The organism is Sphaerotilus uruguayifluvii, from assembly GCF_013294065.1.
Lineage (GTDB): Bacteria > Pseudomonadota > Gammaproteobacteria > Burkholderiales > Burkholderiaceae_C > Sphaerotilus > Sphaerotilus uruguayifluvii.
Map to the genome: position 1 here is coordinate 289,472 of NZ_JABSNM010000003.1, position 12,838 is coordinate 302,309.

At 71.6% G+C, this 12,838-nt stretch carries 15 protein-coding genes and 1 tRNA gene; 4 read left to right on the plus strand and 12 right to left on the minus strand.

Annotated elements, in window-relative coordinates:
* Both HNQ01_RS22155 and HNQ01_RS05280 read left to right on the plus strand, forming a co-directional pair.
* Nucleotides 1-522: tetratricopeptide repeat protein (locus HNQ01_RS22155; RefSeq protein ID WP_217427409.1), on the plus strand; the 522-nt coding region annotated here is incomplete at its 5' end.
* Nucleotides 519-920 (plus strand): hypothetical protein, encoded by a 402-nt coding sequence (locus HNQ01_RS05280; RefSeq protein ID WP_173804320.1) that lies wholly within the window; start codon nucleotides 519-521, stop codon nucleotides 918-920. The genes HNQ01_RS22155 and HNQ01_RS05280, both read left to right, overlap by 4 nt.
* Before the next feature lie 270 nt (nucleotides 921-1,190).
* On the opposite strand, the gene HNQ01_RS05285 is transcribed toward HNQ01_RS05280, so the two are convergent.
* Together HNQ01_RS05285 and HNQ01_RS05290 are read right to left on the minus strand one after the other, a co-directional pair.
* Nucleotides 1,191-3,035, minus strand: a complete 1,845-nt coding sequence (locus HNQ01_RS05285) for a PhoX family protein (RefSeq protein WP_286180473.1) — start codon at nucleotides 3,033-3,035, stop codon at nucleotides 1,191-1,193.
* Complete coding sequence (locus tag HNQ01_RS05290) at nucleotides 3,032-4,210, minus strand: CaiB/BaiF CoA transferase family protein (protein WP_173804322.1); 1,179 nt, start codon at nucleotides 4,208-4,210, stop codon at nucleotides 3,032-3,034. Before HNQ01_RS05290 ends, HNQ01_RS05285 begins: the two co-directional genes overlap by 4 nt.
* A 51-nt stretch (nucleotides 4,211-4,261) precedes the next feature.
* Here HNQ01_RS05290 and HNQ01_RS05295 point away from each other — a divergent pair, with 51 nt between their 5' ends.
* Nucleotides 4,262-5,332, plus strand: a complete 1,071-nt coding sequence (locus HNQ01_RS05295) for an AbrB family transcriptional regulator (protein WP_353621635.1) — start codon at nucleotides 4,262-4,264, stop codon at nucleotides 5,330-5,332.
* Nucleotides 5,333-5,406: 74 nt separating this feature from the next.
* Here HNQ01_RS05295 and lysM read toward each other — a convergent pair whose 3' ends face one another.
* The 3 genes from lysM to HNQ01_RS05310 all read right to left on the minus strand — a co-directional run bounded on the left by lysM (nucleotide 5,407) and on the right by HNQ01_RS05310 (nucleotide 6,860).
* Complete coding sequence (gene lysM, locus HNQ01_RS05300) at nucleotides 5,407-5,916, minus strand: peptidoglycan-binding protein LysM (protein ID WP_173804324.1); 510 nt, start codon at nucleotides 5,914-5,916, stop codon at nucleotides 5,407-5,409.
* A 180-nt stretch (nucleotides 5,917-6,096) separates the two neighbouring features.
* Nucleotides 6,097-6,717, minus strand: coding sequence for an MOSC domain-containing protein (locus HNQ01_RS05305; protein ID WP_173804325.1), 621 nt, complete (start codon nucleotides 6,715-6,717; stop codon nucleotides 6,097-6,099).
* 67 nt (nucleotides 6,718-6,784) lie between these two features.
* A tRNA-Arg gene (locus HNQ01_RS05310) sits at nucleotides 6,785-6,860 on the minus strand.
* A gap of 160 nt (nucleotides 6,861-7,020) precedes the next feature.
* Here HNQ01_RS05310 and HNQ01_RS05315 point away from each other — a divergent pair.
* Nucleotides 7,021-7,539, plus strand: coding sequence for a c-type cytochrome (locus tag HNQ01_RS05315; RefSeq protein WP_173804326.1), 519 nt, complete (start codon nucleotides 7,021-7,023; stop codon nucleotides 7,537-7,539).
* A 43-nt stretch (nucleotides 7,540-7,582) separates the two neighbouring features.
* On the opposite strand, the gene HNQ01_RS05320 is transcribed toward HNQ01_RS05315, so the two are convergent.
* The 7 genes from HNQ01_RS05320 to HNQ01_RS05350 all read right to left on the minus strand — a co-directional run bounded on the left by HNQ01_RS05320 (nucleotide 7,583) and on the right by HNQ01_RS05350 (nucleotide 12,828).
* On the minus strand, nucleotides 7,583-8,122 hold the full coding sequence (locus HNQ01_RS05320) for a DUF2946 family protein (protein ID WP_173804327.1): 540 nt from the start codon (nucleotides 8,120-8,122) through the stop codon (nucleotides 7,583-7,585).
* The gene (locus HNQ01_RS05325; RefSeq protein WP_286180474.1) at nucleotides 8,115-9,176 is read right to left on the minus strand and encodes a YheT family hydrolase; all 1,062 of its coding nucleotides are present in this window, start codon (nucleotides 9,174-9,176) and stop codon (nucleotides 8,115-8,117) included. Before HNQ01_RS05325 ends, HNQ01_RS05320 begins: the two co-directional genes overlap by 8 nt.
* Nucleotides 9,173-9,619, minus strand: a complete 447-nt coding sequence (locus HNQ01_RS05330) for a YybH family protein (protein ID WP_173804328.1) — start codon at nucleotides 9,617-9,619, stop codon at nucleotides 9,173-9,175. The genes HNQ01_RS05325 and HNQ01_RS05330 overlap by 4 nt, the downstream gene beginning before the upstream one ends.
* A 21-nt stretch (nucleotides 9,620-9,640) precedes the next feature.
* Nucleotides 9,641-10,525, minus strand: a complete 885-nt coding sequence (gene purU / locus HNQ01_RS05335; protein WP_173804329.1) for a formyltetrahydrofolate deformylase — start codon at nucleotides 10,523-10,525, stop codon at nucleotides 9,641-9,643.
* Nucleotides 10,526-10,565: 40 nt separating this feature from the next.
* The gene (gene waaF / locus HNQ01_RS05340; RefSeq protein ID WP_434801485.1) at nucleotides 10,566-11,588 is read right to left on the minus strand and encodes a lipopolysaccharide heptosyltransferase II; all 1,023 of its coding nucleotides are present in this window, start codon (nucleotides 11,586-11,588) and stop codon (nucleotides 10,566-10,568) included.
* A 64-nt stretch (nucleotides 11,589-11,652) separates the two neighbouring features.
* Nucleotides 11,653-11,859 carry a zinc-finger domain-containing protein gene (locus tag HNQ01_RS05345; RefSeq protein ID WP_037486115.1) on the minus strand — a complete coding sequence of 69 codons (207 nt, stop codon included), beginning with the start codon at nucleotides 11,857-11,859 and terminating at the stop codon, nucleotides 11,653-11,655.
* Nucleotides 11,860-11,904: 45 nt separating this feature from the next.
* Complete coding sequence (locus HNQ01_RS05350) at nucleotides 11,905-12,828, minus strand: branched-chain amino acid transaminase (RefSeq protein WP_173804381.1); 924 nt, start codon at nucleotides 12,826-12,828, stop codon at nucleotides 11,905-11,907.
* Nucleotides 12,829-12,838 lie beyond the last annotated feature (10 nt).

Genomic DNA, 12,838 nt, shown 5'->3' on the forward strand with positions numbered 1-12,838 from the left:
TTGAGCGCCCTGGGCCAGAGAGAAGAGGCGCTGGCGGCGGCGCGCGAGGCGGTGGAGATCTACCGAGAACTGGCCCGGCAACGCCCGGACGCCTTTCGCCCGAATTTGGCGGTTGCGCTGAACAACGTGGCCAATTTCTTGAGCGCCCTGGGCCAGAGAGAAGAGGCGCTGGCGGCTGCGCGCGAGGCGGTGGAGATACGAAGAGAACTGGCCCGGCAACGCCCGGACGCCTTCTGTCCTGATCTGGCGACTTCCTTGGCTGTCATGGGGTTGCGACTGGAGGAGTCCGGGGCAGCGATGGTGGAGTGCGTCGCCTACTTTACCGAAGCCATTGTCACCTTGACGCCTGCGTTCCTGCGCTATCCGGCCGGATTGATGTCGCTGATGACCGCTCTGCTCCGGGACTATGAGGCAAAGGCACAAGCCGCCAGCATCGAGCCCGACATGGCGCTGCTGAACCCGATTCTGGAAGTCATGCAACGCCTGCACCCCTCCCCTGAACACCACGGAGAACCCACATGACCCTCGATCCCGCCACCCTGTCCGCACTGGCCGCCTCGGCGGTGGCTGCGCTGGTGCCGTTGCTGGAAAAAGCTGCCGCCAAGGGCTTCGAGAAGCTCGGCGAATCCACCGCTGGCACCTTGTTCGAGAAGCTGAAGAACCGCCTCACCAAGGCCTCGGCGCAAGAGGCGCTGGATGATCTGGCCAAGGAGCCGCAGGATCCGACCAACCAGGATCTGGTCAAGGGACAAATCACCAAGGCGCTGAAGGATCAGCCCGAACTGGTCGCCGAGCTGCAGGCGTGGCTGAAGGAGGCTGGCGCCGAAGTGCCGGGGGTCTCGCAGGTGATGAACGTCAGCGGCGCCAACAACAAGCTGGCGCAGGTCAACGGCAGCGGCAACGCGGTGCACATCAGCTGAGCGCGGCCGTCGAGCGGCCGGAGTGACACCCCGGTCATCACGTCACCTCCACAGGCCGTCACCCCCACGCAGGCGGGGGCCCACGCAGGGCACGACGGCGGCGACTCGTAGGTTCCCGCCTTCGCGGGAATGACGGGGGGCGCTTCTCCCGCCACTGCCACCTGCCGTCACCCCCGCGCAGGCGGGGGCCCACGCAGGGCACGGTGGCGGCGACTCGTAGGTTCCCGCCTTCGCGGGAATGACGGGGGGGTGGGAAGGCGGTGGCGCCGCTCAGCCCCCGATCACCCCGCCGTCGTCCTTGGTCACCACCACCGTCGCCGAGCGCGGGCGGCCGCCGGGCGCGGGCCAGCCGGGGTCGGGGTGCTGGATGTTGAGGAAGAGCGTGCGGCCGTCGGGCGTGATCACCGGGCCGGTGACCTCGCAGCCCGGCGGCGCGACCAGGAAGCGGCGCATCGTCACGCCCCCCGGCGCCTGAGGATCGCAGGCCAGCAGCTGGTTGCGCGGCAGCCAGAGCCGCTCGCCGGGCGCGGCCGCCGTCATCGGCTCGCCGTCGGTGGCCACCCAGAGCCGGCCGAAGGGGTCGACCGTCAGGCCGTCGGGGCCGCTGAAGGCGTCGCCCGCGGTCTCGCCGCCGCCCAGGGCCACGATGTCCCACTGGAAGGTCTCGGCCGCCAGGTCGCCGCCGTGGCGCCAGCGCAGCAGGTGGCCGGTCGGGTTGGGCGCGCGCGGGTTGGCGGCGTCCGCCCCCGGCAGGCCGGGCTTGCCGCGCTGCGAGTTGTTGGTCAGCGAGACGAAGACCTCGCCGGTGACCGGGCTGATCGCGGTCCACTCGGGCCGGTCCATCTTCGTGCCGCCCAGGCGGTCGCTGGCCTCGCGGGTGCGGATCACCACCTCGCCCTGGTCGGCGAAGCCGTTCTCGGGCGTCAGACCGCCCTGCCCGTGCGTCAGCGGCAGCCAGCGCCCGCGGCCCTGGGCGTCGAAGCGCGCGACGCTGAGCGTGCCGTGGTCGAGCAGGTCGCGGTTGGCCGCGAAGCCGCCCGGGCGGATGCGGTCCCGGCTGACGAAGCGGTAGATGGATTCGAAGCGCGAATCCTCGCCCATGAAGACCACCGCGCGGCCGTCCTTCGACACGCCGGTGGCGGCGCCTTCGTGCACCGCGCGGCCCAGCGCGGTGCGCTTGACCGGGGTCATCGTCGGATCGTGGGGATCGATCTCGACCACCCAGCCGAAGCGGTGGAACTCGTTGGGGTGGCGGCGCAGGTCGAAGCGCTCGTCGTGCAGATGCCAGCGCGCCCAGTTGCCGCGGCCGCCCGCCTGCAGGCCCCAGCGCCGCTGCGAGGCGTCCGGCTCGGCCGGCGGCTCGAAGTAGCCCTGGATGTTCTCCTCGCAGGTGAGGTAGGTGCCCCAGGGCGTGGCGTTGGCGGCGCAGTTGGCGAAGGTGCCCAGGATGCGCCGGCCCTCGGGGTCGGCGGCGGTGCGCAGCAGCGCGTGGCCCGCGGCCGGGCCGGCCACCGCCATCGGCGTGTTCGCGGTGAGGCGCCGCGCCCGGCGCGAGGGGCGCACCACCGACCACGGCGCGGCCGTGCCCGTGCCCTCGCGCTGCACCTCGATCACCGACACGCCGTGCGCCGCCTGCGAGCGCGCGACCTGCTCGGCCGTGCGCGCACCGCCCGCCAGCGAGGCGACGTCGACGTGCAGCAGCCGCTCGTCGGTGTATTCGTGGTTCAGCGCCAGCAGGCCGTGGCGGGTGTGGCGCTCCTGGCGGCCGTCCAGCGGGAAGAAGGCCATGCCGTCGTGATGCATGCCGGCCTGCAGCCGCTGCTCGGCCGGCGAGGCCAGCACCTCGCTGCCCCAGGGCGCGACCGCCGCCTGCCCGGTCGCGTCGCCCCAGGCGTAGAGCACCCGCGCGGTGTAGCCCGGCGGCACCGCCAGCGGCGCCTCCACCGTCATCTGCACCGACGCGAAGGCGAGCGCCGGCGCCGGGCCGGTCGTGCCCGCGCCGCCGGCCTGCGCCCGCCCGGCGCCCAGGCCGGCCAGCATCATCCAGGCCGCGGCCGCGCCCAGGCCGCGCCGGCGGGCCGGATCGACGGGGAAAAGATCAGCAGCGTCGTTCATTGCGTCCATCCTTCGCCATCGTGTTCGCCCAGCCGGGGCGCCGGCCGGAACAGGCCGCCGGGCGTGTCGCCGAGCTTGGGCACCACGCCGGGCACCTCCAGCGCCAGCCCGTCGGCGGTGACGATGCGCTCGATCATCTGCCGCGCGCGGTAGTGCGGATCGGCGGCGATGTCGCGCACCGTGTAGATGCGCCCGACCGGCACCTGCACCGCCTGCAGCGCGGCCACCACCGCGTCGACCGGACGCTGCACCGTCCACTGCGTGATCGCCGCGTCGATCTCGTCGACCCGGGCGACGCGGCCGGCGTTGCTGGCCAGATCCGGCGCCTCGGCCAGATCGGCGCGGCCAATGGCGCTCATCAGCCGGCGGTAGATCGAGTCGCCGTTGCCGCCGATGACCACCTGGCCGTCGGCGCAGCGGTAGGCATTGCTCGGCGCGATGCCGGGCAGGGCCGAGCCGGCCGGCTCGCGCACCGCGCCGAAGGCGCTGTACTCGGGCAGCAGGCTTTCCATGCAGTTGAAGACCGCCTCGAACAGCGCCACGTCGACCACCTGGCCGCGCCCGGTGCGCGCTCGCGCCTGCAGCGCCAGCAGCACGCCGATGACGCCGTGCAGCGCCGCCAGCGTGTCGCCCAGGCTGACGCCGGCGCGCACCGGCGCACGGCCCGGCTCGCCCATCAGGTGGCGCATGCCGCCCATCGCCTCGGCCACGACCGCGAAGCCCGGCAGGTCGCGGTAGGGGCCGGTCTGCCCGTAGCCGCTGATGCGCAGCATGATCAGGCCGGGGTTGTCGCGCGCCAGGTCGTCGAAGCCCAGGCCCCACTTCTCCATCGTGCCGGGCTTGAAGTTCTCGATCAGCACGTCGCACTCGGCGGCCAGGCGGCGCACGTCGGCGCGGCCCGCTTCCGTGCGCAGGTCGAGCGCGACGCTCTTCTTGTTGCGGCTCTGCACCTGCCACCAGACGCTGGTGCCGTCGTGCAGCAGGCGCCACTGGCGCAGCGGATCGCCCGTGCCGGGCGGCTCGATCTTGATGACCTCGGCGCCGAAGTCGCCCAGCGTCTTGCCGGCGAAGGGGCCGGCGATGAGCTGGCCGAGCTCGAGCACCTTCAGCCCGGCCAGCGGGCTGCGCGAACGGGCGGCGTCGGAGGAATGGAAGGGGGTGGCTGCATCGGACATGGCGCCGAATCTACCGCGACACGACACCCGCCAGAGCTAGAGTCACGCCCCGTGACATTCAAGAACCTGCCCCTGAACGCCGGCCTGCGCCTGATCGCCACCTTCGCGGTCGCCTGGCTGGCGGCCCTGCTGTGCGTGCGGCTGAAGACGCCGCTGCCGTGGATGATCGGCCCGCTGCTGGCCACTGCCGCGCTGACGATGGCCGGCGTGCCGCTGCGCTCGTCGCGGCGGCTGCGCAACGGCGGGCAGTGGATCGTCGGCACGGTGCTGGGGCTGTACTTCACGCCGGCGGTGGCGCTGCGGGTGCTGGAGCTGGCGCCCTGGATGCTGCTGGGCGCGGCCTGGGCGCTGCTGATGGGACATCTGTTCGGGCGCTGGCTGCTGTGGTCGCAGCCCGCCGGCACGGTGGATGCCACCACCGCCTACTTCGCGTCGGTGATCGGCGGCGCGTCGGAGATGGCCGCCTTCGCCGAGCGGGTCGGCGCGCGGGTCGATCTGGTGGCGGCGGCGCACTCGCTGCGGGTGATGCTGGTGGTGCTCGTCATTCCCTTCGGCTACCAGGGCCTGGGGCTGCACGGCCACGACCCGGCGCCGGCGAGCGCCGTCGGCGTGCAGCCGGCAGGCCTGGCGCTGCTGCTGGCGGCCACCGCCGCCGGCGCACTGGCGATGCACGCGCTGCGCCAGCCCAACCCGTGGGTGCTGGGCTCGCTTCTGGTGTCGCTGGGGCTGAGCGCGTCAGGCATCGAATGGACCGCGATGCCGGGCTGGCTGTCGGCCGCCGCGCAGCTGTCGATCGGCATCGCGCTGGGAACGCGCTTCACGCCCGCCTTCCTGCACACCGCGCCGCGCTGGCTGCTGGCGGTGGCCGCGGGCACGCTGGCGATGATCGCCGCCTCGGCGGGCTACTCCTGGCTGGTCGCGCAGGCGGCCGGACTGGTGCCGGCCAGCGTGCTGCTGGGCAACTCGCCCGGCGGCATCGCCGAGATGTGCATCACCGCAAAGGTGCTGGATCTGGGCGTGCCGCTGGTCACCGGCTTCCACGTCGTGCGCTACGTGATCGTGCTGGTGCTGACCGGACCGATCTGGCGGCGCTGGGTCCGCAAGGACGAACGCACCGGCTGACGCGGGGGGACGTCGGCGCGGTGCGTTCATCGGGGCCCGCCCCTGCGGGCGGGACGGGTCGGCTCAGGCAGGCATCAGGCGGGAATGCGCAGCACCTGGCCCGGATAGATCTTGTCCGGATGGCCCAGCATCGGCTTGTTGGCCTCGAAGATCTTCATGTAGGCGTTGGCATTGCCGTACATCGCCTTGGCGATGCCCGACAGCGTGTCGCCGCGCACGACGGTGTGCCAGCGCGACTCGTCGGCCGGCGCGGCCACGGTCATCAGGTCGTTGACGCCGGTCACGCCCGCGACGTTGCCGCAGCACAGCAGCACCTTCTCGCGGGTGGCCTGGTCGGGCGCGCAGCCGCTGACGGTGGCCTGGCAGGTGCTGCCGTCGAAGGTGACCTGCAGGCCGTCGAACTTCAGGCCCTGGGCGTCGACGTACTTCTCGATCGCGTTGGCGGCGTTCTCGTTCGCGGCGGCCAGGCGGGCCTGCGCGGCGGCCGGATCCGGAGCGGTGGCGACCTCGGCGGCGGCCTTCTCGGGATCGTCCTTGCCGAACAGCTTCTCGCCGGCTTCCTTGATGAAACTCATCAGTCCCATGGTCTCTTTTCCTTCAGATGGAAGCGTCACCGGCCTCGGACCTGTCCGGGCTGGGGGGACGCCCAGACAGGTTAGTCGGCGACCGGTGACATTGCAATCGTGAAGGAGTTCACTGAAACCCGCACCCGACCTCGGTATGGGATCCGTTCAGTCGCACTTCAGGATCGGGCGCCGCGGCGCTCAGGGCTCGACGCGGCGGCGCACCTGCGAGGCAAAGACCTCGGACAGCCGCATCCGGCGCGGCCCCGGGCGCAGTTCGGCGTGCTGGCCCGCGGCGACGGTTCCGGGACGTGCCACCGACAGGTACCAGCCGCAGGCGCCGGTGCGCGCCATCTGCCGGGCCGCACCGCTCCAGCCCATCGCGGCATTGAACTTGAAGCAGGGAAAGCGCGGCTCGGTCACCACCAGCTCGCAGTCGGGCAGCACCAGCCGGTCGCCGATCCAGACCTGGCTCTCGAGCAGGCCGACCAGCGTCAGGTTCTCGCCGACCAGGCTGGCCGACACCGTGTCGTCAGCACCGTCCTGGTCCCACAGCGTGGCGATGCCGGCCTCGCGGCGGGCCTGGCGCCACATCGCGGCGTGTTCGGACGGATAGGCGTAGACCGCCTTGGCCAGGCCGCCGTGCACCGTCGGATCGGCCTGATCGTCGCCGTCGAGGCCGAGCGGCGCGACACGGCAGGCGCCGGCCACCGCCTGCTTGCCGATGCCCGACATCACCGTGCGGCCACCCGCCACGCGCAGCGGCCGCACCGCAGAGACATTGACGCCGAGAACCCGGCACGACACGCTGGCATCGCTCATCGCGGAGACTCCAAACGACAACGCCAGCCGCTTTGGGGCGGCTGGCGTTGCTGTCGAACATGTTCGGTGGCGCGCCCGGCTGGGATCGAACCAGCGACCCTTGGCTTCGGAGGCCAATACTCTATCCACTGAGCTACGGGCGCGGAGATTGCGATTCTAGCATTGTTTGCAACGCGGCGCGCGCGCAACAAGTCCCTGCAAGGCCGAAGCTTATAATTCCACGGTTTTGCGCACCCGGCGACCGCTGCCGCAGGCGCTGCGCCCGCACCGCTTCCCAACATTCCCGTGTAGCCCGAGGAACCCATGAGCCAACACCACGACGAGCACCATAGCCCGATCAAGACGCCGAAGCAGCTGATCCTGGCGGTGATCTTCGCCTTCCTGGTGCCGATCTTCGCGATCGCGCTGCTGGTGCGCAACGTCGGCACGAACCCGCGCGACGGTGCCGGCGCCGACGCGATGAGCGAGCAGGCGGTGGCCGAGCGCATCCATCCGATCGGCCAGGTGCAGATCAAGCTCGAGGGCGGCCCGGCCAAGACCGGCGAACAGGTCTTCAAGAACACCTGCTCGGCCTGCCACGCCGCCGGCATGATGGGTGCGCCGAAGTTCGGTGACGCCGCGGCCTGGGGCCCGCGTCTGGGCCAGGGCTTCGAGGCGCTGCTGCACTCGGCACTGAAGGGCAAGGGCAACATGAGCCCGCAGGGCGGCGGCGACAACAGCGACTACGAGGTCGCCCGTGCGGTCGTCTACATGGCCAACGCCGGTGGTGCGAAGTTCGAGGAGCCCAAGGCTCCGGCAGCCGCCGCCTCGGCCGCGAACTGATCGCCCCGACCCCCTCGAGAAAGCCGGCCGACGCCGGCTTTTTTCATGCCCGCGCCGGACTCAGCACATGGCCGCAGCGCGCCGGCAGCGTGGCGGAGTCCACCTCCTCGGGCTGCCAGCGCCCGGCCAGCACCTCGTCGGCCGCCAGGTCCATGTCGGCGGAGGCGACCAGGCCCAGGCCGATCGCGGTGTCGAGGAAAAGCCGCCCCTGCTCGTCGACCAGTGCCGCGCGCACGGCGTCGGCCTCGAGCGGCCGGCCGGTGTGGGTCTCGACATGCAGCGCCCCGGCCGCATCGCGCCGCAGCCGCAGCACCCAGGGCGCGACCTCCAGCTCGACGAAGACCTGCTGCGGACCGTTCTGGAAATACCAGCACCCGGATGCATCGGCCTCGTAGTTGCGGCCGATGAACTCGCGCAGCTTGTCGTGCACCACCCGGCTGCCCCTGGACTGCGGAAAGGGCCCGGCCGCCTGCGTGCGGTCGTCGCGCATGTACCAGTCGCCGCGCGCATCGAGCGCCAGCCAGCCCCGGCAGGCAGGAACGTTCGGCCACTTGCGCAGGGCCGCCTTGACGATCTCATCCATGCCGCGGATCTTGCCTCAGATCCGCGCGCAGGCCCACGGCCCGCCCCTGCAGCCAGTCGCAGACCCGCTGCGGCAGCGTGCGCACCTCGCCCGGCCAGGCGCCGCTGGCGAAGCCGACATGGCCGCCGTGCGCCGGCTGCCACAGCTCGACCGCGCGGCCGGCCTCGTGCGGCGCCGGCAGGCTCCCGGCCGGCACGAACGGGTCGTTGAGCGGATTGATCACCAGCGCCGGCACGCGGATCTCGGCCAGCCGGTGGCGGCTCGAGGCGCGCCGCCAGTAGTCGTCGACGCCGGCAAAGCCGTGCAGCGGGCCGGTGAAGACATCGTCGAACTCGCGCAGGTCGCGCGCCGCGCGCAGCCGCGCCGCATCGAACAGGCCCGGATGCTGGGCCAGCTTGGCCAGCGCCTTGGGCTTCATGGTGCGCAGGAACATCGGCGTGTAGATGCGCCGGTTCAGGCCCCGGCCGATCGCGTCGCCGGCGGCCGCGAGGTCCAGCGGCGCACAGATCGCGGCGATCGAGCGCAGCTGGCGCGCCGCCTGCTCGCCGCTTTCCTGCGCCCAGCGCAGCAGCGCATTGCCGCCCAGCGAGACGCCGACCGCATGCACCGGCCCCTGGCGCCCCTGCACCAGCCGCGCCAGCATCCAGCCGATCTCCTCGAAGTCGCCGGAGTGGTAGGCGCGCGGCGCCAGGTTGAGCTCGCCGGAGCAGCCGCGGAAATGCGGCAGCGCGCAGGCCCAGCCCAGCTGCTCGGCGCGCTCGGCGAAGGCCTGCGCGTAGTGGCTGGACGAGGAGCCCTCCAGTCCGTGGAAGATCACCAGCAGCGGCGCCTGCGGGCCCGGAGCCGGGCTCTGGCGCGGCTGCAGCCGGTCGACGTCGACGAAGTCGCCGTCCGGCGTGGTCCAGCGCTCGCGCGCCCAGACGGGCGGGCGGCCCGGCGCATGACGGCGCGAGAACAGCGCCGGCCAGATCGTCTGCAGCTGCCCGCCGGGCAGCCAGGCCGGCGCCGGCGGCAGCGGCCCCGGAGAAGCGGGGGAAGCGGTGGCCGCGCTCAATGCAGCATCGAGGGCTCGTCGCCGACTTCCTGCACCGCGCCTTCGCTGCCCGGGCTGGCGTGGTGCACCAGCAGGCGCCAGCCCTGCGGCGTCTTGACGAACACATGCGTGGCCAGCACCCAGGCGCTCTGCCTGCCCTCGGGCGTCTCGACGCGCAGCTCCTCCAGAACATGATGGACGGCGCTGTTGCCGACCACCAGCCGGCGCACCTGCGCGATGCGCAGGTTCAGCCCGCCGCCCTCGAGCAGCGACTCGTAGCCGGCGCGGATCGCATGCAGCCCGAGCAGGCGCGGGCCCGACGGGTGGATGCAGGCGATGTCGTCGTCATCGGCCCAGACCGCCATCACCCGGTCGAGATCGCCGAGCTGCAGCGCCTCGTAGAACTGGGCTTCGGTCTCGTCGGGCGTGGTCATCAGCGCGACCTTGGGCGGCCTGGCGGGCATCGGGGGCTCCTCGTGTCGGCGTCAGCGGAAGACCACGGTCTTGCGACCGTTGAGCAGCACGCGGTGCTCGACATGCCAGCGCACCGCGCGTGCCAGCACCACGCACTCCACGTCGCGGCCGACCGCGGTGAAGTCCTCGGGGCTCAGCGTGTGGTCGACCCGCTCGACGTCCTGCTCGATGATCGGGCCCTCGTCGAGGTCGGCGGTCACGTAGTGCGCGGTCGCGCCGATCAGCTTCACGCCACGGTCATGCGCCTGGTAGTAGGGCTTGGCGCCCTTGAAGCTCGGCAGGAAGCTGTGGTGGATGTTGATCGCGCGGCCCTGCAGGAACTGGCACAGCTCGGTGCTGAGGATCTGCATGTAGCGCGCCAGCACGACGAGGTCGATGTCGAGCTCGGTGAACAGCGCCTCGATGCGCTGCTCCTGCTCGCGCTTGACCGCGGCGCTGCTGCCGGTGGGCAGCGGCAGGTGGTGGAAGGGAATGCCATAGCTGGCGGCCAGCTCGGCGAAGTCGGGATGGTTGGAGACGATGGCCGGGATGTCGACCGGCAGCTGGCCGCTCTTCCAGCGGAACAGCAGGTCGTTGAGGCAGTGGCCGTGCTTGCTCACCAGCAGCATCAGGCGCGGACGGCGCGCCAGGCTGCGCACCTGCGCGTTCATCGCGTACTGCTGGCGCACATGGCCGAACAGGCGGTCCAGCGTGCCGGCATCGGCCAGGTGGTCCGGCGCCTCGAAATGGACGCGCATGAAGAACAGCCCGGTCGCATCCTCGCCGAGGACGTCGCCGAACTGCTGCGAGTCGATGATGTTGCAGCCTGCCTGGAACAGCAGGCCGGAGACGGCGTGCACGATGCCCTTGGCATCGGGACACGAGAGGGTGAGAACGAATTCGCGGGTCATCGGCATGATGGCCCGGGATTCTACGCAGCAATGCTGCGGTGCCGCTTCAGCGCACCACCCGCAGTCCGGCGACCGGATGGTCGAGCTCGCGCTCGGCCGCCGCGACGCGCTGCAGCAGCGCGGTCTCGACCCGCGGCGGCGCGACCTCGGCCAGGCAGCGGGTGTGGCCGAGCGGGCAGACGCGCTGGAAGCACGGCGCGCAGTCCAGGCCCAGCTCGTCGCGCAGCCAGATCACCTCGGCGCGCGCGTTCAGCGGCGGCGTGTGCTCCGGGCTGGTCGAGCCGAAGACGGCCACCTGCGGCAGGCCGAAGGCAGCGCCGACATGCATCAGACCGGAGTCGTTGCTGACCAGGCCGCGCGCGCCGGCCACCAGCGCCATCGCCTCGTCGAGCGTGGTGCGCCCGGCCAGCACCTGCACGCCGGAGCCGGCCTCGTCGGCGATGCCCTGCGCCATCGCCGCCTCCTTGCCGGAGCCCAGCAGCACCACCGGCTGGCCGGACTGCTGGTGCAGCGTGCGCGCCAGCGCGGCGTAGTGCGAGGCCGGCCAGCACTTGGCCGGGCCGTATTCGGCGCCCGGCGCCATCGCCCAGTAGCCGCGGCGCGACAGGCCCAGGCCGGTCAGCACCTTGCGCAGCCGCTCGGGCGGCAGGTGCAGCACCGGGTCCGCCACCGCGTCGCGTGCCGGAGCCGGCGCGTCCGGCGCCTCGGCCAGCGCGGCGTAGAACGCGACCATCGGCGGGCGGGCCTCGGCCGGATTCGGCCGGCGCCGGTTCAGCAGCAGCGGCCGGCCCTCGCCCTGGTAGCCGATGCGCTCAGGGATGCCGGCGAACCACGGCAGCAGCGCCGCCTTGATCGAGTTCGGCAGCACATAGGCGCGCTCGAAGCGCCCCGCCCAGCCGCGGCCGAGCCGCCAGCGCGCCTTCAGGTCGAGCCGACCATGCGCGAACGGCAGGTCGACCACCTCGGCGACCTCCGGCATCGCGCGGTAGACCGGCGCGACCCAGGGCAGCGCCGCCACCGCGAGCGTCTCGCCGCGTGCGGCCAGCGCCGCCAGCAGCGGCTGGCTCATCACCGCGTCGCCGATCCACTGCGGCGCGACGACCAGCGAACGCGTCGTCAAGGCAGCAGCCGGCTCAGTGGTGGGACGGCATCTTCTCGCCAGCCTTCAGGCGATAGACGGTGCCGCAGTACGGGCACTTGCCTTCGCCGCCGTGCGACAGGTCGATGTAGACCTTGGGATGCTGGTTCCACAGCGTCATCTTCGGGTTCGGGCAGAAGACCACGCCCGGGCCCTGCAGGTCCGAGGCCAGCACCTCGACGACGTCCTTCTTGTCGCTCATCTCGATCGCTCCTTCGATGCCTTGATGGATCAGTGGATCAGGAAATCAGCCGTTCACCGGCGTCAGCCAGTGCGCGTACTTCGGATTGCGGCCGCCGACGATGTCGAAGAAGGCCGACTGGATCTTCTCGGTGATCGGGCCGCGCGAGCCGATGCCGATCTCGATGCGGTCGAGCTCGCGGATCGGCGTGACTTCGGCGGCGGTGCCGGTGAAGAAGGCCTCGTCGGCGATGTAGACCTCGTCGCGGGTGATGCGCTTCTGCACGATCTCCAGACCCAGGTCCTTGGCGATGTGGAAGATCGTGTTGCGGGTGATGCCGTTCAGCGCGCCGGCCGACAGGTCGGGCGTGTAGATCACGCCGTTCTTCACGATGAAGATGTTCTCGCCGGCGCCCTCGGACACGAAGCCGCTGGCGTCGAGCAGCAGCGCCTCGTCGTAGCCGTCGTCGGTGGCCTCGGCGTTGGCCAGGATCGAGTTGGTGTAGTTGCTGACCGCCTTGGCCTGCGTCATCGTGATGTTGACGTGGTGGCGGGTGTAGCTGGAGGTCTTGACGCGGATGCCGCGCTTGAGGCCTTCCTCGCCCAGGTAGGCGCCCCAGGGCCAGGCCGCGACCATCAGGTGAATGGTGTTGTTCTTGGCGCTGACGCCCAGCTTCTCGGAGCCGACCCAGGTGAGCGGGCGCAGGTAGCCGCTGGCCAGGTTGTTGTCGCGCACGACCGCCTTCTGCGCCTCCTCGACCTGCTCGATCGTGAAGGGGATCTTCATGCGCAGGATCTTGGCCGAGTTGAACAGGCGCTCGGTGTGCTCGCGCAGGCGGAAGATCGCCGTGCCGCCCACGGTCTCATAGGCGCGCACGCCCTCGAAGGCGCCGCAGCCGTAGTGCAGCGTGTGGGTCAGCACGTGGATCTTGGCGTCGCGCCAGTCCACCATCTGACCATCCATCCAGATCTTTCCGTCTCGGTCGTGCATCGACATGGTT